Genomic DNA, 22,747 nt, shown 5'->3' with positions numbered 1-22,747 from the left:
AGCGTGAGGAACAGCTCGCAGAAATACTCAGTGCCCTGATTAATTTGGTCGGTCGCTCGGAAGAGATGGGGCTTCTCGGATGGACAAGGTGGTCGCCACAGCCCTGGAGGCGGTGGCCGACGTGCCGGACGGCGCGTCGCTCGCGGTGGGCGGATTCGGGCTGAGCGGTGTGCCGAACGTGCTGATCGAGGCACTGTACGAGCGCGGCGTGGCCGGGCTGTCGGTGGTCTCCAACAACTGCGGGGCGATGGAGTCGGGCCTAGCGGTGCTGCTGGCCGCCGGCCGGATCGCCCGGGTCACGGGTTCCTACATCGGCGCCAACAAGGAGTTCGCCCGCCAGTACCTGGCCGGGGAGCTGGAGGTCGAGCTGATCCCGCAGGGCACGCTGGCCGAGCGGCTGCGGGCCGGGGGTGCCGGGATCCCCGCCTTCTACACCCCGGCCGGCGTCGGCACGCAGGTCGCCGACGGCGGGCTGCCCTGGCGCTACGACGGTGAGGGCGGGGTCGCGCTCGCCTCGCCGCCGAAGGAGGTCCGGGAGTTCGAGGGCACCGAGTACGTGCTGGAGCGGGGCATCCGCACCGACTTCGCCCTGGTCCGGGCCTGGAAGGGCGACCGGCACGGCAACCTGCTCTTCAACAAGTCCTCCCGGAACTTCAACCCGCTGGCCGCGATGGCCGGGCAGGTCACGATCGCCGAGGTGGAGGAGCTGGTGGAGCCCGGCGAGATCGACCCGGACGCGGTGCACCTGCCGGGCATCTTCGTGCAGCGGGTGCTCGCGCTCACCCCTCAGCAGGCGGCGGACAAGAAGATCGAGCAGCGGACGGTGAGGTCCTGATGGCCTGGACGCGCGAGGAGATGGCCGCACGGGCGGCGCGGGAGCTGCGGGACGGCCAGTACGTCAACCTCGGCATCGGCCTGCCCACCCTCATCCCGAACCACCTCCCCGAGGGCGTCGAGGTCGTCCTCGAATCGGAGAACGGCATCCTGGGCACCGGCCCCTACCCCACCGAGGACGCCGTCGACCCGGACCTGATCAACGCCGGGAAGGAGACGGTGACGGTCCTGCCGGGCGCGTCCTTCTTCGACTCGGCACTGTCGTTCTCGATGATCCGGGGCGGGCACATCGACGTCGCCGTGCTCGGTGCCATGCAGGTGTCCGAGCGGGGCGACCTGGCCAACTGGGCCGTCCCCGGCAAGCTGATCACCGGCATCGGCGGGGCGATGGACCTGGTGCACGGCGCCCGTACGGTCGTCGTCGTCATGACGCACACCGCCAAGGACGGCTCGCCCAAGATCCTCACCGAGTGCGCCCTGCCGCTGACCGGCAAGGGGTGCGTGAACCGGATCATCACCGACCTCGGCGTCCTCGACGTCACCGACGACGGGCTCGTCCTGGTCGAGACCGCGCCGGGTGTGACCGCCGACGAGATCGTCGCCAGGACCGATGCCGAACTGACCGTGCCGGAGGGCCTGAAGTGAAGGACGTCTACATCGTCGACGCGGTCCGCACGCCGATCGGCCGCTACAGCGGGGGCCTCGCGAGCGTGCGCCCGGACGACCTGGCCGCGCATGCCGTACGCGAACTCCTCGGCCGTACGCCGGAGCTGGACCCGGCCCGGGTCGAGGACGTGTACTTCGGCAACGCCAACGGGGCCGGGGAGGAGAACCGCAACGTCGGCCGGATGGCCGCGCTGCTCGCGGGTCTGCCCACGTCCGTGCCGGGCGTGACGGTCAACCGGCTGTGCGCGTCCGGTCTGGAGGCCGTGATCCAGGCGGCCCGGGCCATCGCGCTCGGCGACGCGTCCATCGCGCTGGCCGGGGGCGTCGAGTCCATGACCCGGGCTCCGTACGTGCTTCCGAAGAGCGACAAGCCCTTCCCGGCCGGGCACACCGAGCTGTACTCGACGACGCTCGGCTGGCGGATGGTCAACCCGCGTATGGAGCCGCAGTGGACGATCCCGCTGGGCGAGTCGGCCGAACTCATCGCCGACAAGCACAAGATCGGCCGGGAGCAGCAGGACGAGTTCGCGCTGCGCAGCCATGAGAAGGCCGCGCGGGCGCAGGCCGAGGGCCTGTTCGAGCGTGAGCTGGCGTCCGTGGAGATTCCGCAGCGCAAGGGCGAGCCGGTGGTCTTCGCCGCCGACGAGTGCGTCCGGCCGGGAGCCTCCCTGGCGGCGATGGCCAGGCTGAAGCCGTCGTTCCGCAAGGAGGGCGGCACCGTGACGGCGGGGAACGCGTCGCCGTTGAACGACGGTGCGGCGGCGCTGCTGCTCGTCGACGACGAGGGGTTGAAGGCGACGGGCCGCGAGCCGCTCGCCCGCGTCCGCGCGACGGGTGTCTCCGCGACCGACCCGCACTACTTCGGGCTGGCGCCCGTGGCGGCGGTCGACCGGGCGTTGGCCAAGGCGGGCAGGGGATTCGACGACCTGTCCGTGCTGGAACTGAACGAGGCGTTCGCCGCGCAGGTGCTCGGATGTGTGGCCGAGTGGCCCGAGTTCGATCCCGCGATCCTCAATCCGCAGGGCGGTGCGATCGCCCTCGGTCATCCCCTGGGGGCGTCCGGGGCACGGCTGGCCGGGACGGTGGCCCATCAGCTGGCCCGGCGGGGCAGCGGCGTCGGGGTCGCCACGCTGTGCATCGGGGTGGGGCAAGGTCTCGCCCTCGTTCTGGAACGCTGAGCGATCCGCGCGGCTGCGGGCCGTTCGTGGCTGGTCGCGCCCGCGCGGCGGAGCCGCATATCGATCCAGCCCCGCGCCCCTTAAGGGCGCGCTCCTCGCCCCGTTGACGACAACCGTAGGAACCTTCAGGGACGCTCATGACTCTCACCCAGAACGACATCGACCAGGAGATCGCGGCCCGGCGCGCCGCGTACGAGAAGCGGCTCGCCGACGGGGGGCCCGTCGAGCACCAGCCGCGCCGCGACTACGCGCCGTACCGGTCCTCGGTGCTCCGGCATCCCAAGCAGCCGCCGGTCACCATCGACGTCGGCCAGGACCCGGAGCTGGTGGAGCTGTCCTCCCCCGCCTTCGGGGAGCGGGACATCACCGAGATCGACAACGACCTCACCCGGCAGCACGACGGCGAGCCGATCGGTGAGCGCATCACCGTCTCCGGACGGCTGCTGGACCGCGACGGCCGCCCGGTGCGCGGCCAGCTCGTGGAGATCTGGCAGGCCAACTCGGCGGGCCGCTACGCCCACCAGCGCGAGCAGCACGACGCCCCGCTGGACCCCAACTTCACCGGGGTGGGCCGCACGCTCACCGACGACGACGGCCACTACCGCTTCACCACCGTCCAGCCGGGCCCGTACCCGTGGCGCCAGCACGTCAACGCCTGGCGGCCGGCGCACATCCACTTCTCGCTCTTCGGTACGGCGTTCACCCAGCGGCTCGTGACGCAGATGTACTTCCCGAGCGACCCGCTGTTCCCCTACGACCCGATCATCCAGTCCGTGACGGACGACGCGGCCCGGCAGCGGCTGGTCGCCACGTACGACCACAGCCTGTCGGTGCCGGAGTTCTCGATGGGCTACCACTGGGACATCGTGCTGGACGGCCCGCAGGCCACCTGGATCGAGGAAGGGCGCTGACCAGCCATGACGAAGATCGACACCAGCCGGCCGGACAGCGTGCTGCCCACCCCCTCGCACACCGTCGGCCCGTTCTACGGTCACGCCCTGCCGTTCCGCGGGGGCGAGGACATCGCGCCCCTCGGGCATCCGGACACGGTCACCGTGCACGGCCGCGTCACCGACGGCGAGGGCAACCCCCTGCCGGACGCCCTGATCGAGCTGTGGGGCCCGGGCCCCGACGGCACCCTGCCGACGGCCGACGGTTCCATGCGGCGCGACGCGGCCTCGGGCGGCTTCCTCGGGCGCAACGGCGTGGAGTTCACGGGCTGGGGACGCATCCAGACCGACGCGAACGGCCACTGGTACGCGCGGACGCTGCGGCCCGGCGCACGGGGGCGGAGCGCCCCGTACCTCAGCGTGTGCGTCTTCGCGCGCGGGCTGCTGGTGCACCTGTACACCCGGATCTATCTGCCGGGCGACGCGGCGGTGCTCGCCGCCGATCCGCTGCTGTCCGGGCTGGAGGACGCTCGCCGCGACACGCTGATCGCCGTGGCGGAGGGGGACGCCACGTACCGTTTCGACATCCGCCTTCAGGGCGAAGGCGAAACGGTCTTCCTGGAGTTCCAGTGACAGCTCACCCCGGCGACACCGGCCTGCTCGCCCCCGGGTGGGCCGGTTCGGCGGCCGCGGCCGCCACCGGCGACCACGCGTATCTGCGGGCGCTGCTCGACGCGGAGGCCGCGCTGACCCGCGCCCAGGCCGCCCTGGGGCTCGCCCCGGCCGAGGCGGCGACGGCGGTGACCGAGGCGGCCGCCACCGGTTCCTTCGACGTCCGGTCCCTCGCCGAACGCGCCCGTACGGGCGGCAACCCCGTCATCCCCCTGGTCGCGGATCTGACGAGCGCCGTGGGCGAGACGTACGCTCCCTACGTCCACCGGGGCGCGACCAGCCAGGACATCATGGACTCGGCGACGATGCTGGTCGCCGCGCGGGCCATGGACCTGGTCCTCGCCGACCTCGGCCGTACCGCGCGGGCACTGTCGCTGCTGGCCGCCGAGCACCGCGACACCGCGATGCCGGGGCGGACGCTCACCCAGCACGCCGTGCCGACCACGTTCGGGCTGAAGGCGGCCGGCTGGCGGGCGCTGGTGCTGGACGCACGGGACCGGGTGCGGGCCGTCCGGGAGTCGCTGCCCGCCCAACTCGGCGGTGCGGCGGGAACGCTGGCGGCCTTCGGGGCGTACGGCGCGAGCGATCCGGCAGGGCTGCCGGAGGCGTACGCCCGGGAACTCGGCCTGCGGGCACCCGATCTGCCCTGGCACACCCTGCGGACGCCGGTCGGCGATCTCGCCGGGTGCCTGGCCTTCACGGCGGGCGCGCTCGGCAAGCTCGCCGTGGACGTCCTCACCCTGTCGCGCACCGAGATCGCCGAGGTCGTGGAGGGCAGCGGCGGAGGCTCGTCCGCCATGCCGCACAAGTCCAATCCCGTACGGTCCACCCTGATCGCCTCCGCCGCACGGCGGGCACCGCAGCTCGCGGCCACGCTGTACGGGGCGCTGGCCGCGGAGGACGAACGTCCGGCCGGGGCCTGGCACGCCGAGTGGGAGCCGCTGCGGGACCTCCTGCGGCTGGTCGGCGGGGCCGCCCGGGACGCCGCCGAACTGGCACGGGGACTGCGGGTCAGGCCCGAGGCCATGCGCGCACACCTGGATCTCACCCACGGGTTGATCGTCTCCGAGCGGCTGTCGGCCGAGCTGGCCCCGGTACTGGGCCGCGCCCGTGCCAAGGAGCTCCTCACCCGGCTGGCCTCCGAGGGGCACCCCCTCGCCGAGGCACCGGAACTGGCGGACGTCGACCTCGATCCGACCCACTACACGGGCTCCGCCGGGGCCCTCACCGACCGTGCTCTGGAGCGACGTTGAAACTCCTGAACCACCATGCCGAAGGGCCCGTCTCCGCTCCCCCGCTGCTGCTCGGTCCCTCGCTCGGCACGTCGTACGCCCTGTGGGACCAGGTGGCGCCCGAGCTGTCGATCACCCATCGGGTGGTGCGCTGGGATCTTCCGGGCCACGGCGGTTCGGCGGCCGGTCTCATCGGGGCGGGCGCGACGGTCGGTGACCTCGCCGGGCAGGTGCTGGCGCTCGCCGACTCGCTCGGCATCGAGCGGTTCGCGTACGCGGGTGTGTCGCTGGGCGGGGCCGTGGGGCTGCATCTCGCGGTGCACCGTCCGGAGCGGCTGTCGTCGCTCGCCGTCATCTGCTCGTCGGCCCACTTCAACGGCTCCAAGCCGTGGGAGGAGCGGGCCGCGCTGGTGCGACGGGAGGGCCTGGCCGGGCTGGCGGAGAACGCAGGCGCGCGCTGGTTCGCCGGCGACTTCACCGTGCCGCGCCTCGTGCGGGACCACCGGGACGCCGACCCGGACGCGTACGCCGCCTGTTGTGACGCGCTCGCCGCGTTCGATCTGCGGGACCGGCTGACGGAGATCGCCGTGCCGACGCTGCTGATCGCCGGCCGCGAGGATCCCGCGACACCGCCCGCGCATCTGCGGGAGATCGCCGACGCGGTGCCGGGTGCGGCACTCGTGGAGCTGCCGGGCGCCTCGCACCTGGCGCCCGCGCAGTGCCCGGAGGCGGTGCTGACCGCCCTGCGTGCCCACATCGGCCAGGGGGCCCTGCGCGGCATGGCCGTACGGCGCGAGGTGCTCGGCGATACGCACGTCGACCGGGCGCAGGCCCGGCAGACACCGTTCACGGCCCGCTTCCAGGACTTCATCTCGCGCTATGCCTGGGGCGAGATCTGGACGGACCCGACCCTGTCGCGCCGCGAACGCAGCATGATCACGCTCACCGCGCTGGTCGCGCACGGCCACTACGACGAGCTGGCCATGCACGTCCGCGCGGCCCGCCGGGGCGGACTCACCCCGGAGGAGATCGGCGCGGTGCTGCTCCAGACGGCCGTGTACTGCGGGGTGCCGGCGGCGAACTCGGCGTTCGCGACGGCCCAGCGGGTGCTGGCGGAAGAGGACGGCACCTCATGAGAGCCGGAAGGTGACACTGCTGGGCGTAGCCCCGGCAGTATCGCGCACATGCCTCGACCGCGTGCCTACGGTGGAGGCATGTCCACGATGCTGCTCACCGGCGCCACGTCGGGGCTCGGCCGCCACCTCGCCTTCGAGCTGGTCCGTGCCGGGCACACCGTCCTCGCCCACGGCCGGGACGAGGACCGGACGGGGCGGCTCGCCGAGGAGCTGCGGGCCGAGGGCGACGCCGAGGGGTTCGTCGCCGATCTCGCCTCGCTGACGCAGGTGCGGGAGCTGGCGGCGCACGTCGGCGACGCGCATCCCGAACTGGACGTGCTGATCAACAACGCGGGCGTGGGCGCGGGGCCGCCCGGCTCCGGGCGTGAGCTGAGCGCCGACAGGCACGAGCTGCGCCTTGCGGTCAACTACCTGGCGCCGGTCGCACTGACCGGCGCCCTGCTGCCGGTGCTGCGTGCGAACGCGCCGGCCCGGATCGTCAATGTCGGCTCGGCCGGACAGGAACCGCTCGACTTCGCCGATCCGGAGCTCACCCGCCGCTACAGCGGCCTGTCGGCGTACTGCCGCAGCAAGTTCGCGCTCGCCGCCCACACCTTCACCCTCGCCGAGGAGCTCGACGGCAGCGGCGTCGCCGTGAACGTGCTGCACCCCGCGACCCACATGGACACCGCGATGGTCCGCGAGGCCGGCATCACGCCCCGGCACACGGTCGCCGACGGCGCACCGGGCGTGATCGCCCTGGCCACCCGGGACCTGGGCTCGGGCCGCTGCTTCGACGGCACCCGTGCCGCGCGGGCGGACGAGGCGGCCTACGACCCCGAGGTGCGCAGACGCCTCGCGGCGGTGACCGACCAGCTGCTGCGCGCCTGAACTACGCCGGTCCGACACCGGCCTTGAGCGCGGTCCGCGCCCGTTCCGCCAGCCCGTCGGCCCCGCACGAGACGGCCAGGTCCAGGCCGCGCCGGAGGTCGGTCGCCGAGCGGGCGGCGATACCGAACTCGATGCGGGCCGCCGCGTGCTCGTACTGGCAGGGCGAGGCCTCCAGGTAGGTGACGGCCTGGCCGTAGAGCCGGACCGCGCGCTGGCCCGTCTCCAGGTCGGCGGCGCAGCGCAGGGCCTCCCCTATCGCCGTGTCCGTGCCGAAGCGCTCTGCCTGGCGGCGGACGTCGACGGCGAGCCGGGCCGCCCGGGCCGGGTCCTCGGTGCGGAGGGCGCGGGCGAGGTCGGCCGCCCAGGGGACGAGCACGGGGTTGTGGTGGCCGCGGGCTGCCGCCGCCTTCTCCGCGGACTCGAGTTCGTTGATGCCGTCCTTGGTGCGGCCGACGGCCAGCAGCAGCCTGCCGCGCACCGAGCGGGGATCGGGCAGGACGATGGTGGACGGGTAGGGCGGGGCGAAGCCGTGCCGTTCCGCGGTGTCCCAGGCCTCCTCGACATGGCCCCGGGCGAGCAGGGTGTCGACCAGACTGCAGGTCGCGGACCAGTACAGGGGCAGGCCGCGGCCGACGCGCTCGGCGAGGCGCAGCGACTCGCGCAGGGATGCCTCCGCCTCCTTCAGCCGGCCCCGCCTGCGGTGGCCGATCCCGACGTAGGCGTGGGCCAGGGCGAGGTGGCCGCCGCTCCAGCCGGCCGTCTCGTAGGCGCGCAGCGCTTCGTTGTAGAGGGTCTCGGCGCGGTCGAGGCGGTCGGTGAAGCCGTACGCGTTGGCCAGCATCAGCAGCAGTTCGATGCCCCACTCGGTGTCGGTCCAGCCGAGTCCGGGAGCCAGGCGGCCGTTGACGAGGGCGCCGTCGCACAGCCCGGCGACCTCCTCGGCGTTCTCACCGTGCATCAGGGCGTCGAAGCCGCGCAGGATGAGCAGGGCGCGTTCGGAGTTGTCCCGGCCGGTGCAGGTGCTCGCGAGGTCGGCGAGCCGCTGGGAACGGCCGGGTGAGGTGGCCTCGCCGGCGTGCAGCCCCTCCCACATGAACTGCGCGGCCTGCAGCCGCATCCGGGCGGGACCCGGCTGGAGCCGGGCGGCCTCCGCCTCGACCGTGCGGACGGCCTCCTCCAGCTGGTCGTTGTGCAGCAGCGCCTGGGAGAGCCGGAAGACGGCGTCCACCCGCTGGTAGCCGCCGAGGCCGGGCATGCCGAGCGCGGTCCGCAGATGGCCGATGGTGCGGGCGGGCGCGGTGAGGAAGGTGGCCTCGGCCAGTTCGTAGAGCACGTGCGGCTGGGACTCGGGCCGGGGCGGTTCCTTCAGGGCGCGCTCCAGGCAGCGGCGGGCCGCGTCGGGGGCGCCGACGGCGAGATGTTCGCGGGCGGCTTCGCGCAGCTGCCCGACGAGTTCCTCGTCGTCGTCCGGGTGGACCTCCAGGAGGTGGCGGGCGGCGGCCGCGGCGCCGTGTCCCTCGTCGGAGACGATCCGGGCGGCGATGCCGTGCATGGCGGTGCACAGGGCGTCGGGGATGGAGTTGTAGACGGCGGTCGCGATCAGCGGGTGGACGAACTCCAGGTCGCCGTCGGCGCTGCGGCCGGTCGCGGGGTCGGGCGCGGTGAGGATGCGTGCGGTGCGCAGCAGTTCGGCGCAGCGGCGGGCGTCGTCCGGCCGCAGGGTGGCGAGTTTGGCGACCAGGTCGATGGAGATGCCGGTGCCGAGGATGGCGGCGGCCCAGGCGAACCTGGTGGCGTCGATGCCGAGTTCCTCCAGGCGGGCGACGAGGCCGCCGCCGCGGGCCGAGCGGTTCAGTTCGCGTAGTTCGCCGGCCCGGGCCTCGACCGGTTCGAGCTCGCTGTCCTGCACCTTGGCGAGGAGTTCGACGGCCTCGTAGGGGTTGCCCGCGGTGACGGCCCAGACCTCGCGGCAGAACGCGGCGTCGGCGTGCTTGCCCAGGGTGGCGCGGGTGAGTCCGGCCGTGGCGTCCGGGGTGAGGGCGCTCAGGGTCGTGACGGGGCCGTCCGCGGCGGCGGCGACGGTGTCGAGGTGGCGGGCGCTCGCGCCGGAGACCTCCTCGGGGCGGCGGGTGACGACGACCAGGACGGACATCTCGTCGAGGCGCTCGGCGAGCCCCGCGAGCCAGTGCAGGGTCTCCTGGTCCGCCCAGTGGGCGTCGTCGATCAGCAGCACCAGCGGCCAGTCCCGGCGGGCGAGCCGGCGCACGGCTGCGACCAGGCCGTCGCACACGCCCTGCGGGTCGGCCTGCCGGCCGCCGGGGTCCGCTATGCCGAGGGCGGGGCCGGCGATGTCGTACCAGTCGCCGAGGTACTCGCGGGCCTCCTCCGGCAGCATCGACACCAGGGCCGGCTGCAGCAACTGCCGTACCACGTTGAAGGGGACCTACCTGAGGGTCTCGCCGCCGCGCGCCGACCAGACCGTGCAGCCGCGGGCCTCGGCGAGGCGGCGGGTTTCGGCCAGCAGCGCGGTCTTGCCGAGTCCGGCCTCGCCGCGGAAGACCAGCAGTCCGCCGGACGAGGAACGGTCCGCGCACAGGCTGTCGACCGCCCGCGTGACGGCGGCGACCTCCTCGTCGCGCTCCCACAGGGAAGCCGAGGCGGCGGCCGTGGGCCGTACCTCCGTCATCCCGCTACCTCCCCAAGTCGCCCGAACGACGTACAGACGTCGAGCGTAGCCGTCCGATTGCCTGAGTGGAGGGTGGTCGGGGCACCTCTTGCCGTGACGGGTGACACCGAGTACGGCCGGTCGACGCACCTGGCCCGTCACCAGCCACCTTCGAGTCAACGACGGCCAAAATCAAGGGAGGTGACGCCCATTCAGCAACAAAGGGACACACGACGCGGCCGACGGGCGCTGGTGGCGGGGTCAATGGGCAATCTCATCGAGTGGTACGAGTTCGGCGTCTACGGCTACTTCGCGACGATCATCGCGGCGCGGTTCTTCACACCGGAGGGCGGCGGCGAGGCCGAGGCTCTGGTGAAGACCTACGCGTCCTTCGCGCTCGCCTTCTTCTTCCGTCCCGTCGGAGCGGCGCTTTTCGGCCGACTCGGCGACCGGGTCGGGCGCCGTCCGGTGCTGGTCCTGGTGATCGTGCTGATGACGGTGGCGACGACGCTGATCGGCGCGCTGCCCACGTACGCGCAGGCGGGTGCTCTGGCGCCCTGGCTGCTGACGTTCCTGCGGGTGCTCCAAGGACTGTCGGCGGGTGGGGAGTTCGGCGGGGCGGTGTCGTTGATGACGGAGTTCGCCCCGCCGGGCCGGCGCGGACTGTACGGGTCGTGGCAGTCGTTCACGGTGGCGCTGGGGCTGCTGGCCGGAGCGGGTGCGGCGGCGCTGCTCGCCACCGTGCGGGCCGGGCTGCGCGCTGATCGACGCGGCGGCGCGGGGGTTCAGCGGCGGGGCGCCGGCCTACGACACGGACGGGGCGCTGGCCGCGCGCGGCCGGGTGCACGGGCCGTTGCTGGACCGGCTGCTGGAGGAGCCCTACTACGCGCTGCCCGCGCCGAAGACGACGGGCAAGGAGCTGTTCCACCTCGGTCATCTGCGGGACGCGCTGGCCGGGTTCGGGACGCTGCCGGCCGAGGACGTCGTCGCCACGCTCACGATGCTCACGGCCCGGACCGTGGCGGACGCCGTGCGCTCGGTGGGCGGGACGGAGGTGATCGCCTCGGGCGGCGGAACACGCAACCCGGTGCTGATGTCGATGCTCGCGGACCAGCTCCGGGGAGTGGCTCTGCGCACCTCGGACGGCTTGGGTCTGCCGTCGGACGCGAAGGAGGCGTACGCCTTCGCGGTGCTGGGGTTTCTGACCGTGCACGGCCTGCCGGGCACGGAACCGGCGAGCACGGGTGCCCGCCATCCCAGCGTGCTGGGGTCGGTGACCCCGGGCCGGGACGGGCTGCGGCTTCCACGACGGGCGGCTCGGCAGCCGACGCGACTGCTCCTGGAATAGCCGATTCCGACTCCTCTCATGCCTCTTTCACCGACGCCTCATACGGTGGGGGCATGACGCAGGAGACTCCTCCCGGGTGGTACGCCGATCCCGGACAGACAAGTGACGGGCCCGCCACCGAGCGTTGGTGGGACGGCAAGACCTGGACGGATCGCATCCGCCCGGCGCAGCCGCCCGCGACCTGGGGTCCCCCGACCGGGCAACCGGCTGCCGCCGAGGCGCCGACGGGGTCCGGAGGCCCGGAGGCCGGACGGCCGGCCGGGAGCGGGACTCCGGGAACCGGACAGCCGACCGGAAGCGAGCCCCCGGGAACCGGACAGCCCGCCGGCGCCGGGGCGCCGGCTGCCGCCGAGGTTCCGGGAACGGTGCAGCCGACCGGCACCGGGGCCTCCGCAGGTGCCGAGCAGCCTCGCGATGGGCAGGTGACCGGTGCCGGGGACCCGGGAGCCGACGGGCACCCGGGAGCCGACGGGCACCCGGGCGGTACCGGGCAGACCGGAGCTGCGCGGCCTGCGGGCGCGTGGGGCTCACCGGCTGCCGGATATCCGGGAGCCGACGGGCAGCTCGGCAGCGGCACTTCCCCTGCGGCCACCGGGTATCCCGCCTATCCCGCCTATCCCGCACCGCCTGTGGACGGCAAGGGGCGGCGGCTGCGGATAGGCGCCGCCGTCGCCGCGGCCGTGGTCGTGCTCACCAGCATCGGTGTGGGCGTGTACGCGCTGACGGACAACGGCGGCGGGGGCGGGTCGCCCACCTCGCAGGGGCCCGGCGGGCCGGGCGCACCCGGGGGCCAGGGCGGGCCGTTCGGCGGGCCGGGCGGGTCCGGAGGCTCGGGTGGATCCGGGGGCTCCGGCGGGTCAGGAGGCGACGGCGGGTCCGGTGGGCGGAGTCCGCGGCCCGAGCAGTCCGAGCCGCCGAAGATCAGGAGCGGGTCGGTGACCGACGCGGTCAGCGGGATCAGTCTGCCGATCCCGAAGGGCTGGTACGGCCAGGAGGTCCAGGTCGGCGCGCAGGTGACGTCCGAGGACTCCTACAAGTGCCCCGGCGACACCTCCTCGACCTGTACCAAGGGCGGCGCCTACTCCGCACCGGCACTGGTCCTCGGCACGAAGGGCACCACCGCCGAGGAGATCGCCAAGGCGGACATCGCGAGGAACGCCGAGGAGTCCTACGGCGGCAAGTCCTACGGCGGCATCACCTCCCACGACGTGCTGGACTCCAAGGCCGTGACCGTGGCCGGGCAGAAGGGCTACCTGGTCCGCTGGAAGGCCGTCACCAGCAAGGGCGCCGACGGCATCGTGGAGTCCCTCGCGTTCCCCTCCCCCGCGAACGCGAAGCAGATGGTCGTCGTGCGGTTCGGCGTCGACGCGGACCAGAAGGAGACCGTGCTCGACGACATCGCCAAGGGCATCAAGGTGTCGACGGGCAGCGGCAACGGCCAGGACGTGTGACCGGAAGCGGGCGCCCCCGTACACACCGGCCGGCCGGGTGGGGCGCCCCCGCCGCTCACAGGGGAACCCCACCCGGCCGGGGGTGGGCGCCGCCCCCGTCCCCACGGGTCGGCGCGGTCGGGTCACCGTCCGGTCATCCGGCGGACGGCGGCCCGGGTCTCAGGTCAGGCCCAGTGCCGGCAGCACGGCGGCCTCCACGAAGCGGACCAGGTAGTCCGGGTCGGCCCACTCGCCCTCCAGGATGGGCCGCACCCGCAGGACGCCGAGCAGCTGTGCCGGGATGTACTCCAGCGCCGGATGATCGGCGGGCACCTCTCCGCGTTCGACCCCGCGCCGGATGATCTCCTTCAGCGCGGCGATCTCCGGCTCGACCAGGGCCTCGCGCAACGCGCGGTGCAGCTCCGGATCCTGGCCGGCGGCATGGGCGAGCGCCTGGAGCAGCTTGGTGTCCCGGCCCGACAACTCGCCCGCCGCCCGGGCCGCTTCCCGCAGGTCCTCGGCGAGGGAGCCGGTGTCGATGCAGCGCGTACGCCGGTGGGAGCGCAGCGCCGCCGCCACCAACTGGGGCTTGGTCTTCCACTGGCGGTAGAGCGTGGACTTGCTGCACCGGGTGCTGGCGGCGATCCCCTCCATGGTGACGGAGTCGTAGCCGCACTCGCCCAGTTGCTCCAGCACGGCGTCGTAGAACTCCTGCTCACGCTCGGGCGTGATCTTGGAACGGCGCGTGACACCGACCGGCTCGGGCCGGTCCGCAGCCTGCGACGTCATGGGCGGTAGCTCCTGGCTTTCCTCGGGCGGCCGGAACATTCCCGGCCGGCGCTGTGTCGTACGTCTATCGATACGCCAGTGTACCGGTACGCAGTCGTATCGGTACACTGACGTATCGGTACGCTCTCGTACCGATAACAGCACCACCGTCACCGAAGGGGCCGGGGGATGAATGCCCGCACCGAGCCCGCGCCGGCGGGGTCCGACGCGATAGCGCGACCGCCGCTCGTCGGGGAGCTCCTGCTCGTCGCAGGGCTCTTCCTCGTCTACACGTCCGGCCGGCAGCCGGCCACGGGCCACACCGGCGAGGCCGTCCAGCACGCGCACCGCGTGTGGGACTTCGAGCGAGCGGTCCAGCTGCCCGGCGAGGGGGCGGTGCAGTCCCTGCTGCCGCACGGCGACGGCCTGGCGCACGTAGCGAACACCTACTACGCGGCCGTCCACTTCCCGGCCACCGCCGCCTTCCTGATCTGGCTGTACCTGCGCCGCCCGGCCCACTACGTGTGGGCCCGCCGGGTGCTGGCCGCGGTCACCGCCGCCGCCCTCGTGCCGCAGCTGCTGTTCCCGCTCGCTCCGCCGCGCATGCCGGCGGCGACCGGTCTGGTCGACACGGCGCGGGTGTACGGGCCGTCGGTGTACGGCGATCCCGCGACGTACTCCCCGTCGAACCCGTTCGCGGCGATGCCGTCGCTGCACTTCGGCTGGGCGCTGATGCCGGCCGTCGGCCTGATCGTCGCGACCCGCTCGCGGTGGCGGTTGCTCTGGCCGGCGCATCCGCTGCTGACCCTGCTGGTGATCGTCGGCACGGCGAACCACTACTGGCTGGACGCGATCGTGGCGGCGGCCCTGCTCGGCCTCGCGCTCGCGCTGATCCTCCCCCGGACGTCGTCCCGGAGGACCCCCGTCTCGCTTCGTTCGCCGCACCGCACGGCGATCACGTCCACGGCCGGCCGGACGCGGGGCGGTCTCGTACCGGCTCAGCGGGACGGGCGGACACTCGTGGGAGCCGCCCGGTGAACGCCGTTCTGACCGCCGTCGCCCTGTCCCTCGTCTCCGCCGTCGCCTACGCGGCCGCGGCGGTCGCCCAGGAGCGGCTCGCGTCCCGTTCCCCCGGTGCGGGCACGCTGCGGCTGCTGGGCAGCGGCGCCTGGTGGTGGTCGGTCGGGCTGAACGCGTCGGCCGCGCTGCTGCACGTCGTCGCCCTCCGGTACGGCCCGCTGACCGTGGTCCAGCCGCTCGGCGCGCTCACGCTGGTCGCGGCGGTGCCCATGGGGGCGCGGATGGCGGGACGGCGGGTGAGCCCGGTCGAGTGGCAGGGCACCGCGCTGACGCTGCTGGGCCTGGGCGCGATCCTGGTCACGGCGTCCGGTCCGGCTCCGGACGATGTGCTGAGCGTGCCCGAGGCGGTGGCGGTGGCGGGCGCCACCGCGGCGCTCATCGGGGTGCTGTCCCGGCCGGGCGCCCGCCCCGGGCTGCGGCACGCTACCGCGTCCGGCCTCGCCTCCGGGGTCGCCTCGGCCCTCACCCAGACCGTGACGGTGGCCGCGACGGACCGATCCGGTCCGGTACTGAGCGTCCAGGTGGTCGGCGTGGCACTGCTCGTGGCGGCCTTCGCGGCCGGCGGGCTGCTGCTGTCGCAGACGGCGTACCGGGGCGGCCTGGGCGGCCCGCTCGCGATGGTGACGCTGGCCAACCCGCTGGCCGCCGCGGTGATCGGCCTGTCGCTGCTGGGCGAACGCCTCCAGGGCGGCGCGGCGGGTGTGCTGCTCGCGCTCGCCGGGGCGGGCCTGGCGTCCCGGGGTGTGGTGCTGCTCAGCCGGGCGGCACCCGCGGACGCGCCGGTGGACGACGACCATCCGGTGGCCGCCGTCCTGGCTCTGGAGCCCGGCTCGGCGGCGGCCGAACCGGCGCTGGTGCCCCGGCCGCACGATCCGGGGCACCTCGCTCCCGCTACCCGGTGATGATCGCCGGGTCGCTCACACCCGGCCGCCCGTTCTCGACGTGCCCGGCGAACCGCCGCAGGAACGCCTTGTCGCCCTCGGCGGTGACGGTCAGGTCGTACCAGCGGTGGCCGGCGGTGAGTCCGACGGTCCGGCACACCTTCGCGCCCGGGCGGACGGTGACGGTCGAGGGCCGGCCGCCGTAGCCGTCGGAGAGCTTCAGGCGGGCCGTGCCGGAGCCCTTGTTGGTGAAGGTCAGCTCGAGGTCGCCGCCGGTGTGGCGGGCGGTGACCTCGCAGCCGGCCGCCGTGTTCGAGCCCTTGAAGACGCGCACGAAGCCGTTCGGGCCGTGCACGGTCAGATCGTAGGAACCTCCGGAGTACGCCGAGTTCCAGGTGTCGGAGAGCGTCTTGCCGGCCTCGGTGGTGTACATCCAGGGACCGTCGGTGCGGTTGCCCGAGGTGATGTGGAAGGCGGCGCCGGCCTTCGCCCCGGAGGCGAAGGTCAGGGTGAGCTTCCCGGCCCTCGCGTCGACCGAGGCGTCCACGTGCGGGGCGTACTTCAGCGGCCGGGAGCGGCGCGGTCCGCGCTCCTGCCGGGGCATGCGCGGGTCGGCGGGCGGGGTCGGCCGGTAGTCCGGGTGGCGCTCGCGGTCCTGCGGCTCGTACGCGGCGGTGCCGGGCAGCGGGGCCGGGCGCGCGTCCTGGCGGGAGAAGTCGAACGCGGCCGTCAGGTCACCGCAGACGGCCCTGCGCCACGGCGAGATGTTGGTCTCGCGCACGCCGAAGCGGCGCTCCATGAACCGCAGGATCGAGGTGTGGTCGAGGGTCTCCGAGCAGACGTAGCCCCCCTTGCTCCACGGCGAGACGACCAGCATCGGCACCCGGGGGCCGAGGCCGTAGGGGCCGGCCGTGTTCTTGCTGTCGCCCGGGAAGAGGTCGAGGGAGACGTCGACGGTGGACAGGCCGCGGGAGGCGTCTTTCGGCGGTAGCGGCGGCACCACGTGGTCGAAGAAGCCGTCGTTCTCGTCGTACGTGATGAACAGGGCCGTCTTCGACCAGACCTCCGGGTTGGAGGTGAGGGCGTCCAGGACCTGCGCGATGTACCAGGCGCCGTAGTTGGACGGCCAGTTGGAGTGCTCGGAGAAGGCCTCGGGGGCGGTGATCCAGGAGATCTGCGGCAGCTTGCCGGCCTTGACGTCCGCCTTCAGCCGGTCGAAGTAGCCCTCGCCGGCCTTGGCGTTCGTACCGGTGCGGGCCTTGTCGTACCAGGGGTCGCCGGGCTTGGCATTGCGGTACTTGTTGAAGTACAGCAGGGAGTTGTCGCCGTAGTTGCCGCGGTAGGCGTCCTCGATCCAGCCCCAGGAGCCCTGGGCGTCGAGGCCGTCGCCGATGTCCTGGTAGATCTTCCAGGAGATGCCGGCCTGCTCCAGGCGCTCGGGGTAGGTCGTCCAGCCGTAGCCGAGTTCGTCGTTGCCGAGGACCGGGCCGCCGCCGGTGCCGTCGTTGCCCGTGCAACCCGACCACATGTAGTAGCGGTTCGGGTCGGTGGAGCCGATGAACGAGCAGTGGTAGGCGTCGCAGACGGTGAAGGAGTCGGCGAGGGCGTAGTGGAACGGGATGTCCTCACGGGTCAGGTACGCCATGGTCGTGGTGCCCTTGGCGGGCACCCACCGGTCGTACTTGCCGCCGTTGTAGGCCTGCTGGCCGTCGGGCCAGGAGTGCGGCAGGCCCTCCAGGAACTGCATGCCGAGGTCGTCGGCGTCCGGGTGGAAGGGCAGGAGCTCCTTGCCGTCCTTCTCCTGGTGCCAGACCGGTTGGCCGTTGTCGATGGTGACCGGGCGCGGGTCGCCGAAGCCGCGGACGCCTCTCAGGGTGCCGAAGTAGTGGTCGAAGGAACGGTTCTCCTGCATGAGGACGACGATGTGCTCGACATCCTCGATCGACCCGGTGCGGTGGTTCGCCGGAAGGGCGGCGGCGCGCTGGATGCTGGCCGACAGCGCGCTGAAGGCCGTGGTGGCACCCGCGAGTTGGAGAAAGCGGCGCCGGTTGACTTCGGACATGTAGGACAGACCTCTCATCCTGAGCTACGGGATGGCCGGAACGTGACGGAATCTGCGCGGAAGGAGTGTTTCAGGAACACCAAACGTCAAGGAAGGGGCGCGTGACACTCGTGTGAAAGTCGCCGGTACGCCGGGTGCGCCGGGGAGTTGCCAGGGGCGGGTGAGGGGCGTGACAGAGACGCAGACGGTTTCCCCGCCGACGAAACGGCCCCTTCGCCGGCTCCTCGCCGCCTCCGTGGGCAACGCGGTGGAGTAGTACGCCTACACGTTTCTGGCCACCTACATCGCCGCCCAGGTCTTCCCGAAGAGCGCGGACAACTCGCTGATGCCGCTGCCGTCCACGTTCGCGGTGTTCGCGGTCGGCTTCTTCATTCGGCCGGTCGGCGGCCTGCTGATGGGCGCGGTCGCGGACCGGCACGGGCGGCGGGCCGCGCTGACGGTCACCATCCTGCTGATGGGCGGCAGCAGCCTGCTGGTCGGGCTGACCCCGACGTATGCGGCGGTGGGTGTGCTCGCGCCGGTCGTCCTGGTGCTCGCGCGGCTGCTGCAGGGTCTGTCCGTGGGCGGCGAGTTCGCGGCCTCGACGACGTCCCTGGTGGAGTCGGCGGGCCCCGGCCGGCGCGGGCTGTCTCCAGCTTCCAGTACGTGTCGACGACGGTGGGGCAGCTCGTCGCCTCCGGCATCGCCGCGCTGCTGGTGGACACGCTGCGCGACTCGTTCGCCGTGCTGCTGCTCGTGCAGTGCGCGGGCATGGTGCTGCTGACCGGGTTCACCTCGATTAGCGCCGCCGTGAACGCGGAGATCTTCCCGCCCCGGGTCCGCGCGGCCGGTATCGGCTTCCCCTACTCGCTGACGGTCGCCCTCTTCGGCGGCACGGCCCCCTACGCGGGCACCCTGTTCAAGGAGCTGGGGCACTCGGGGTTGTTCCCCTGGTACGTCGCGGTGCTCTGCCTGGTGTCGTCGGTGGTGTATCTGCGGTTGCCGGAGACGGCTCACGCACCGCTGCGGCGGTGAGCGGACGCGCCGTCGGGGACCGGTTCTCCGTTTCCGTCGTGCCCGTGCGGCTCGTCGTGCGGTCCCGCACCGTTGGGCGACCCGGTGGCGGACGCCGGCAGTCCTTCCCTGACAGCGACTCTCTCGGGATTGATCACGGCGTCGGTGGTCCGGCCGACCTCCGACAGCGTCATCTGGGCACGGTCGTCGACGAGACGCGTCACCAGGTGCTGTGCGGCGCCGAAGACCGCGGCCCAGGCCAGGACCTGCGCCCTGTTGTCAAGGTCGCTGAGTCCGGGGACAAAGGCGCCGCGGATCAGCAGCAGCCCGAGGAAGGCCGACAGGGCGCCGGTGGGCAGCTTCAGCACCGCCGACGCCAGGGGCAGCATGTAGGGGGAGTCGGTGCCCCGGATGCGGCGCAGCGACGCGATGACGGTGAGGGCGGCACCGGCGAGTCCGGCGATCTCGACGGTGAGGATGTCCGTCGCGCCGGCCAGTGTGCTCGCGTCGGTGTCGGCCGGCCGGTTGTAGTACTCGGAGGTGGGGCACACGACGGTGACTCTGTCTCCGGAGCCGCCCTGGGGTGAGAAGCACAAGCTCAGCGAACCGGGTGAGAACCACCCGTACAGGGCCAGGTTCACCACCCCGATCATCACGAGGACCGTCGCGGCCCAGAGAATGTTGCGCAGACTGCGCACCCGGGCCAGTTCGTCGTCCAGGCTGCAGTACGCGGCGTCGAGCGCTCGGGCCATGAGGTCCCGGTCGCTCGCGGTGACGTCGCCGGAGATGATGGGACGCAGGCGCAGGGCGAGCCGGACCCGCCGTGGGTCGTCCGCGTCCAAGTGGTCCTTGACCAGTGCCATGACCTCACTGACGCGGCCCACGGCTTCGTCGTCGGACACCAGTTGAATCAGCAACACCTCGGCATTGCGGATATTCGAGCACACGCCCTCACGGGCAGCCGCTCCCGACCACGGCTTCCGCCATCCGAAATCCTCGTCCGCGGCCGCACGGGCCCTTTCCAGATGGCTTCGCATTCCCTCGATGAGCGCTGCCCGGTCGCCCGACGGAAGTCTGCCGCTCTCGTGGTCCAGCTCCGCTTCGAGATACGCGATGCGGGCCCTGGCCCGTGCGCGCCATGCGGACCGCGGCGGCCCGTTGCGCAGGCCTGTCATTTGGCTGCGCTTACGGGCCGGCCGGCTTTCGGTTCTGGTCATTCGTAAACTGCGGGCACGTGGAGCTTGTTCCAGGACGTTCGACCGGGAATGCCATCGGCGTCAGTGCCGCTGAAACCGAGCTTGCGCTGCCAGTTTGCGTACGACTTCTGGTCCGCCGAACTCCACGTCGAGTCGGGACCGCCGGAATACACCGAGCACTCCTCCTCGATGAGGCGGTACCCCATGGCCTCGATGATGGGACTGGTCACTGCCGGTTGGAAGAAGTCTGCCCCTGGAAAGGGCTCGTACTCGCCATCACCATCCGTTTCCCGGGGAGGGGCCACGCGAATTCGCTGGTCAGGGAAGATCTTGTTGCGGTCCTTGATCTGCGGGTTCCATGCCATGATCTGATCCACCGTCACATGGAACCTCTGCGCGATCTTGGTGAGATTGTCGCCGGTTTTCACTACGTAGAACTGCGTTGTCTTTTCCATACATCCACGGTAGATGAATCCCCCGAAATACAGAAGTGGTGAATTCCATTTCGATTTCACTTTTTGATTCGGAAACTGCTGACACTGTAAACGGGCTCTTCCGCCTGGCGGAAGGGCCGTTGCGGTCTCCGTAGGGCCGCCCCGACGATGACGGCACGACCAGAGACGGGAGCCAGCGCCCATGCCTCACATGACCGCCTTCGCCAGGAACCAGTGGTACGTCGCCGCCTACAGTCACGAGGTCGGGCGGGAGTTGCTCGGCCGGACGATCCTCGGTGAGACGCTCGTGCTGTACCGGACCGAGGAGGACGGCACGCCGGTCGTCCTGCACGACCGGTGTGTGCACCGCCGTTATCCGCTGTCGGAGGCGCCGACACGGCTGGACGGGGACCGGATCGTGTGCGGGTACCACGGGTTCACGTACGACACGTCCGGTACGTGCGTGTACGTGCCGGGGCAGAAACGCGTCCCGCGGACCGCGCGGGTGGCCTCCTACCCCGTCGTCGAGCAGGACTCCCTGATCTGGGTGTGGATCGGCGACCCCGCGCTCGCCGACCCGCAGTCCATCCCCCGGGCCCGGCACCTCGACGCCCCCGGCTGGATCACGGTACGCGGCATGGAGCCCATCGACTGCGACTACGGCCTGCTCGTCGACAACCTCCTCGACCTGTCCCACGAGACGTATCTGCACGGCGGTTACATCGGCACCCCCGAGGTCGCCGAGACGCCGATCAACACCGAGGTCGACGAGGGCGCCGGAATCGTCCGGGTGAGCCGGCACATGGACGACGCCGAGTGCCCGCCGTTCTACGCCAGGTCGACCGGCATCGAGGGCCGGATCACCCGCTGGCAGGACATCGAGTACCACGCTCCCTGTCTGTATCTGCTGCACAGCCGCATCGCCCCGGCCGGGGTACTGCCCGAGGCGGACGGCAGCGACCCGAACGGCTTCCACACCGAGATCACGTACGCGATCACGCCGTCCGGCGACGGCAAGGTGTACGACTTCTGGGCGGTTTCCCGGGACTGGGCGACGGACGACGCCGAGGTGACCGAGTTCCTGCGGGGCAACAACCACACGGTCGTGATGCAGGACGTCACCGCGCTGAACCTGCTGCAGAAGACGCTCGGCACCGAACGCACCGGCTACCAGGAGCTGAGCATCAACATCGACACCGGTGGTCTGGCCGCCCGCCGTATCCTCGCCCGGCTGGTGGAGCAGGGCGAGAAGCCCGTGGAGAAGGTCCAGTGACCGCTCCGACCGGCGAGATCTACCGCATCGCCTGGCTGCCCGGCACCGACACCCTGCACGGCACGTGCCACTGCGGCCGTGAGCACACCGCGCAGGACCCGGTCGAGATGTGGGAGTGGATGCTCGCCCATCCGCAGGGGCACTGCGTCGACGAGCCGCGGGGGAACAGCTCATGAGCGTGTACGAAGCCGAACTCGTCGTCGGACGGCGGGAGTTCGCCGCCGACGGCGTGCTCGCCCTCACCTTGCGCCATCCGCTGGGTGAGCCGCTCCCGGCCTGGGAGCCGGGCGCCCATGTCGACGTCCTGCTGGAGCCCGGCCTGGAGCGGCAGTACTCGCTGTGCGGCGATCCGGCGGACCCGTCGGCGTGGCGGATCGCGGTGCTGCGCGAGAGCGCCGGGCGCGGCGGCTCGGCCCATGTGCACGAGCAGCTGGGCGAGGGCGCCGAGGTGCGGGTGCGCGGGCCCCGGAACAACTTCGTTCTGGAGCCCGCTGCCCGGTACCGCTTCGTCGCGGGCGGCATCGGCATCACCCCGATCCTGCCGATGCTCGCGGCGGCCGACGCTGCGGGCGCCGAGTGGACGCTGCTGTACGGCGGACGCACCCGCCGGTCCATGGCGTTCGGAGAGGAACTCGGCCGCTACGGGGACCGGGTGACGATCGCACCCGAGGACGAGACGGGCCTGCTGGACCTGCCCTCCGTGCTGGACGACGTGCCCGAGGGCACGCTGGTCTACTGCTGCGGCCCCGGGCCGCTGCTGGACGCGGTCGAGGCCCGGTGCCCGTCCGGGGTGCTGCGTGTCGAGCGGTTCCAGCCGAAGGAACAACAGGCCGGCGGCAACACCGGGTTCGAGGTGGAGCTGGCGCGGAGCGGCAGGACGCTCACCGTCGAGGCGGACGTGTCCGTGCTCGACGCCGTGCGCGCCGCCGGGGTCGAGGTGCTGTACTCCTGCACCGAGGGCACCTGCGGCACGTGTGAGACCGACGTCCTCGACGGCGAGCCGGACCACCGGGACTCGGTGCTGACGGAGGACGAACGCGCGGCCGGCGAGACCATGCTCATCTGCGTGTCCCGCTGCCGCGGGAAGCGGCTCGTGCTGGACCTGTGAACCGGCCGCCCGATCGCCGCCCCGATCCGCC

Annotated in this window: 18 protein-coding genes and 5 pseudogenes; 18 read left to right on the top strand and 5 right to left on the bottom strand. The window is 72.5% G+C overall.

Features of this window, described 5'->3' with window-relative positions:
• The first annotated feature begins 79 nt into the window (after positions 1-79).
• The 8 genes from G3I77_RS07165 to G3I77_RS07130 all read left to right on the top strand — a co-directional run bounded on the left by G3I77_RS07165 (position 80) and on the right by G3I77_RS07130 (position 7,478).
• On the top strand, positions 80-835 hold the full coding sequence (locus G3I77_RS07165; RefSeq protein ID WP_248501745.1) for a CoA transferase subunit A: 756 nt from the start codon (positions 80-82) through the stop codon (positions 833-835).
• Positions 835-1,479 (top strand): CoA transferase subunit B, encoded by a 645-nt coding sequence (locus G3I77_RS07160; RefSeq protein ID WP_248501744.1) that lies wholly within the window; start codon positions 835-837, stop codon positions 1,477-1,479. Before G3I77_RS07165 ends, G3I77_RS07160 begins: the two co-directional genes overlap by 1 nt.
• Positions 1,476-2,678: a thiolase family protein gene (locus G3I77_RS07155; RefSeq protein ID WP_248501743.1), complete on the top strand. Its 1,203-nt coding sequence runs from the start codon at positions 1,476-1,478 to the stop codon at positions 2,676-2,678. Before G3I77_RS07160 ends, G3I77_RS07155 begins: the two co-directional genes overlap by 4 nt.
• Positions 2,679-2,815: 137 nt before the next feature.
• Positions 2,816-3,589, top strand: coding sequence for a protocatechuate 3,4-dioxygenase subunit beta (pcaH, locus tag G3I77_RS07150; RefSeq protein WP_248501742.1), 774 nt, complete (start codon positions 2,816-2,818; stop codon positions 3,587-3,589).
• 6 nt (positions 3,590-3,595) lie between these two features.
• A complete protein-coding gene (pcaG, locus tag G3I77_RS07145; protein WP_248501741.1) occupies positions 3,596-4,201 on the top strand; it encodes a protocatechuate 3,4-dioxygenase subunit alpha in 606 nt (201 codons plus the stop codon).
• Complete coding sequence (gene pcaB, locus G3I77_RS07140; protein WP_248501740.1) at positions 4,198-5,493, top strand: 3-carboxy-cis,cis-muconate cycloisomerase; 1,296 nt, start codon at positions 4,198-4,200, stop codon at positions 5,491-5,493. Before pcaG ends, pcaB begins: the two co-directional genes overlap by 4 nt.
• A complete protein-coding gene (pcaD, locus tag G3I77_RS07135) occupies positions 5,490-6,608 on the top strand; it encodes a 3-oxoadipate enol-lactonase (protein ID WP_248501739.1) in 1,119 nt (372 codons plus the stop codon). The genes pcaB and pcaD overlap by 4 nt, the downstream gene beginning before the upstream one ends.
• 78 nt (positions 6,609-6,686) lie before the next feature.
• Positions 6,687-7,478 (top strand): SDR family NAD(P)-dependent oxidoreductase, encoded by a 792-nt coding sequence (locus tag G3I77_RS07130; protein ID WP_248501738.1) that lies wholly within the window; start codon positions 6,687-6,689, stop codon positions 7,476-7,478.
• 1 nt (position 7,479) lies between these two features.
• Here G3I77_RS07130 and G3I77_RS07125 read toward each other — a convergent pair.
• A pseudogene (locus G3I77_RS07125) lies at positions 7,480-10,164 on the bottom strand (AAA family ATPase).
• Positions 10,165-10,344: 180 nt separating this feature from the next.
• Between G3I77_RS07125 and G3I77_RS07120 the strand changes: the two are divergent.
• The 4 genes and pseudogenes from G3I77_RS07120 to G3I77_RS07110 form a co-directional block, all read left to right on the top strand.
• Positions 10,345-10,887 (top strand): annotated as a pseudogene (locus tag G3I77_RS07120) (MFS transporter); the annotation flags it as partial.
• A 1-nt stretch (position 10,888) separates the two neighbouring features.
• Positions 10,889-11,491: pseudogene (locus tag G3I77_RS07115) on the top strand (anhydro-N-acetylmuramic acid kinase); the annotation flags it as partial.
• Positions 11,492-11,544: 53 nt separating this feature from the next.
• Positions 11,545-11,661 (top strand): annotated as a pseudogene (locus tag G3I77_RS41100) (DUF2510 domain-containing protein); the annotation flags it as partial.
• Positions 11,662-11,913: 252 nt separating this feature from the next.
• Positions 11,914-12,942, top strand: a complete 1,029-nt coding sequence (locus G3I77_RS07110) for a hypothetical protein (RefSeq protein WP_248502586.1) — start codon at positions 11,914-11,916, stop codon at positions 12,940-12,942.
• Positions 12,943-13,101: 159 nt separating this feature from the next.
• Here G3I77_RS07110 and G3I77_RS07105 read toward each other — a convergent pair whose 3' ends face one another.
• The gene (locus tag G3I77_RS07105; RefSeq protein ID WP_248501737.1) at positions 13,102-13,710 is read right to left on the bottom strand and encodes a TetR/AcrR family transcriptional regulator; all 609 of its coding nucleotides are present in this window, start codon (positions 13,708-13,710) and stop codon (positions 13,102-13,104) included.
• A gap of 168 nt (positions 13,711-13,878) precedes the next feature.
• Between G3I77_RS07105 and G3I77_RS07100 the strand changes: the two genes are divergently transcribed.
• Complete coding sequence (locus G3I77_RS07100) at positions 13,879-14,727, top strand: phosphatase PAP2 family protein (protein ID WP_248501736.1); 849 nt, start codon at positions 13,879-13,881, stop codon at positions 14,725-14,727.
• Positions 14,724-15,671 (top strand): hypothetical protein, encoded by a 948-nt coding sequence (locus G3I77_RS07095; protein ID WP_248501735.1) that lies wholly within the window; start codon positions 14,724-14,726, stop codon positions 15,669-15,671. Before G3I77_RS07100 ends, G3I77_RS07095 begins: the two co-directional genes overlap by 4 nt.
• Here the strand turns inward: G3I77_RS07095 and G3I77_RS07090 are convergent.
• The gene (locus G3I77_RS07090; protein ID WP_248501734.1) at positions 15,661-17,712 is read right to left on the bottom strand and encodes a phosphocholine-specific phospholipase C; all 2,052 of its coding nucleotides are present in this window, start codon (positions 17,710-17,712) and stop codon (positions 15,661-15,663) included. The two genes, G3I77_RS07095 and G3I77_RS07090, sit on opposite strands and share 11 nt — an antisense overlap.
• 169 nt (positions 17,713-17,881) lie before the next feature.
• Here G3I77_RS07090 and G3I77_RS07085 point away from each other — a divergent pair.
• Positions 17,882-18,726, top strand: a pseudogene (locus G3I77_RS07085) (MFS transporter).
• Here G3I77_RS07085 and G3I77_RS07080 read toward each other — a convergent pair.
• Both G3I77_RS07080 and G3I77_RS41095 read right to left on the bottom strand, forming a co-directional pair.
• Positions 18,705-19,625, bottom strand: a complete 921-nt coding sequence (locus tag G3I77_RS07080) for a hypothetical protein (RefSeq protein WP_248501733.1) — start codon at positions 19,623-19,625, stop codon at positions 18,705-18,707. The pseudogene G3I77_RS07085 and the gene G3I77_RS07080 sit on opposite strands and share 22 nt — an antisense overlap.
• 293 nt (positions 19,626-19,918) lie before the next feature.
• A complete protein-coding gene (locus G3I77_RS41095) occupies positions 19,919-20,356 on the bottom strand; it encodes a peptidoglycan-binding protein (RefSeq protein WP_374385355.1) in 438 nt (145 codons plus the stop codon).
• A gap of 181 nt (positions 20,357-20,537) precedes the next feature.
• On the opposite strand from G3I77_RS41095, the gene G3I77_RS07065 reads away from it, so the two are divergent.
• The 3 genes from G3I77_RS07065 to G3I77_RS07055 are packed head-to-tail and all read left to right on the top strand — an operon-like array spanning position 20,538 to position 22,716.
• Complete coding sequence (locus G3I77_RS07065; RefSeq protein WP_248501732.1) at positions 20,538-21,608, top strand: aromatic ring-hydroxylating dioxygenase subunit alpha; 1,071 nt, start codon at positions 20,538-20,540, stop codon at positions 21,606-21,608.
• The gene (locus G3I77_RS07060) at positions 21,605-21,784 is read left to right on the top strand and encodes a hypothetical protein (RefSeq protein WP_097221972.1); all 180 of its coding nucleotides are present in this window, start codon (positions 21,605-21,607) and stop codon (positions 21,782-21,784) included. The genes G3I77_RS07065 and G3I77_RS07060 overlap by 4 nt, the downstream gene beginning before the upstream one ends.
• Positions 21,781-22,716 (top strand): PDR/VanB family oxidoreductase, encoded by a 936-nt coding sequence (locus G3I77_RS07055; protein ID WP_248501731.1) that lies wholly within the window; start codon positions 21,781-21,783, stop codon positions 22,714-22,716. Before G3I77_RS07060 ends, G3I77_RS07055 begins: the two co-directional genes overlap by 4 nt.
• Positions 22,717-22,747: the final 31 nt, after the last annotated feature.

The sequence above is a fragment of the Streptomyces sp. D2-8 genome (assembly GCF_023184515.1).
In the GTDB taxonomy this organism is placed as follows: Bacteria; Actinomycetota; Actinomycetes; order Streptomycetales; family Streptomycetaceae; genus Streptomyces.
The sequence above is the reverse complement of the archived record's forward strand: the minus strand, read 5'-3'. Positions and strand labels throughout refer to the sequence as shown.

Excerpts from the sequence above, each read along its gene's own strand:
- G3I77_RS07165 (WP_248501745.1), top strand. The coding sequence starts at position 80 with ATGGACAAGGTGGTCGCCACAGCCCTGGAGGCGGTGGCCGACGTGCCG.
- G3I77_RS07160 (WP_248501744.1), top strand. The coding sequence starts at position 835 with ATGGCCTGGACGCGCGAGGAGATGGCCGCACGGGCGGCGCGGGAGCTG.
- pcaH (WP_248501742.1), top strand. The coding sequence starts at position 2,816 with ATGACTCTCACCCAGAACGACATCGACCAGGAGATCGCGGCCCGGCGC.
- pcaG (WP_248501741.1), top strand. The coding sequence starts at position 3,596 with ATGACGAAGATCGACACCAGCCGGCCGGACAGCGTGCTGCCCACCCCC.
- G3I77_RS07130 (WP_248501738.1), top strand. The coding sequence starts at position 6,687 with ATGTCCACGATGCTGCTCACCGGCGCCACGTCGGGGCTCGGCCGCCAC.
- G3I77_RS07105 (WP_248501737.1), bottom strand. The coding sequence starts at position 13,710 with ATGACGTCGCAGGCTGCGGACCGGCCCGAGCCGGTCGGTGTCACGCGC.
- G3I77_RS07100 (WP_248501736.1), top strand. The coding sequence starts at position 13,879 with ATGAATGCCCGCACCGAGCCCGCGCCGGCGGGGTCCGACGCGATAGCG.
- G3I77_RS07090 (WP_248501734.1), bottom strand. The coding sequence starts at position 17,712 with ATGTCCGAAGTCAACCGGCGCCGCTTTCTCCAACTCGCGGGTGCCACC.
- G3I77_RS41095 (WP_374385355.1), bottom strand. The coding sequence starts at position 20,356 with ATGGAAAAGACAACGCAGTTCTACGTAGTGAAAACCGGCGACAATCTC.
- G3I77_RS07065 (WP_248501732.1), top strand. The coding sequence starts at position 20,538 with ATGCCTCACATGACCGCCTTCGCCAGGAACCAGTGGTACGTCGCCGCC.
- G3I77_RS07055 (WP_248501731.1), top strand. The coding sequence starts at position 21,781 with ATGAGCGTGTACGAAGCCGAACTCGTCGTCGGACGGCGGGAGTTCGCC.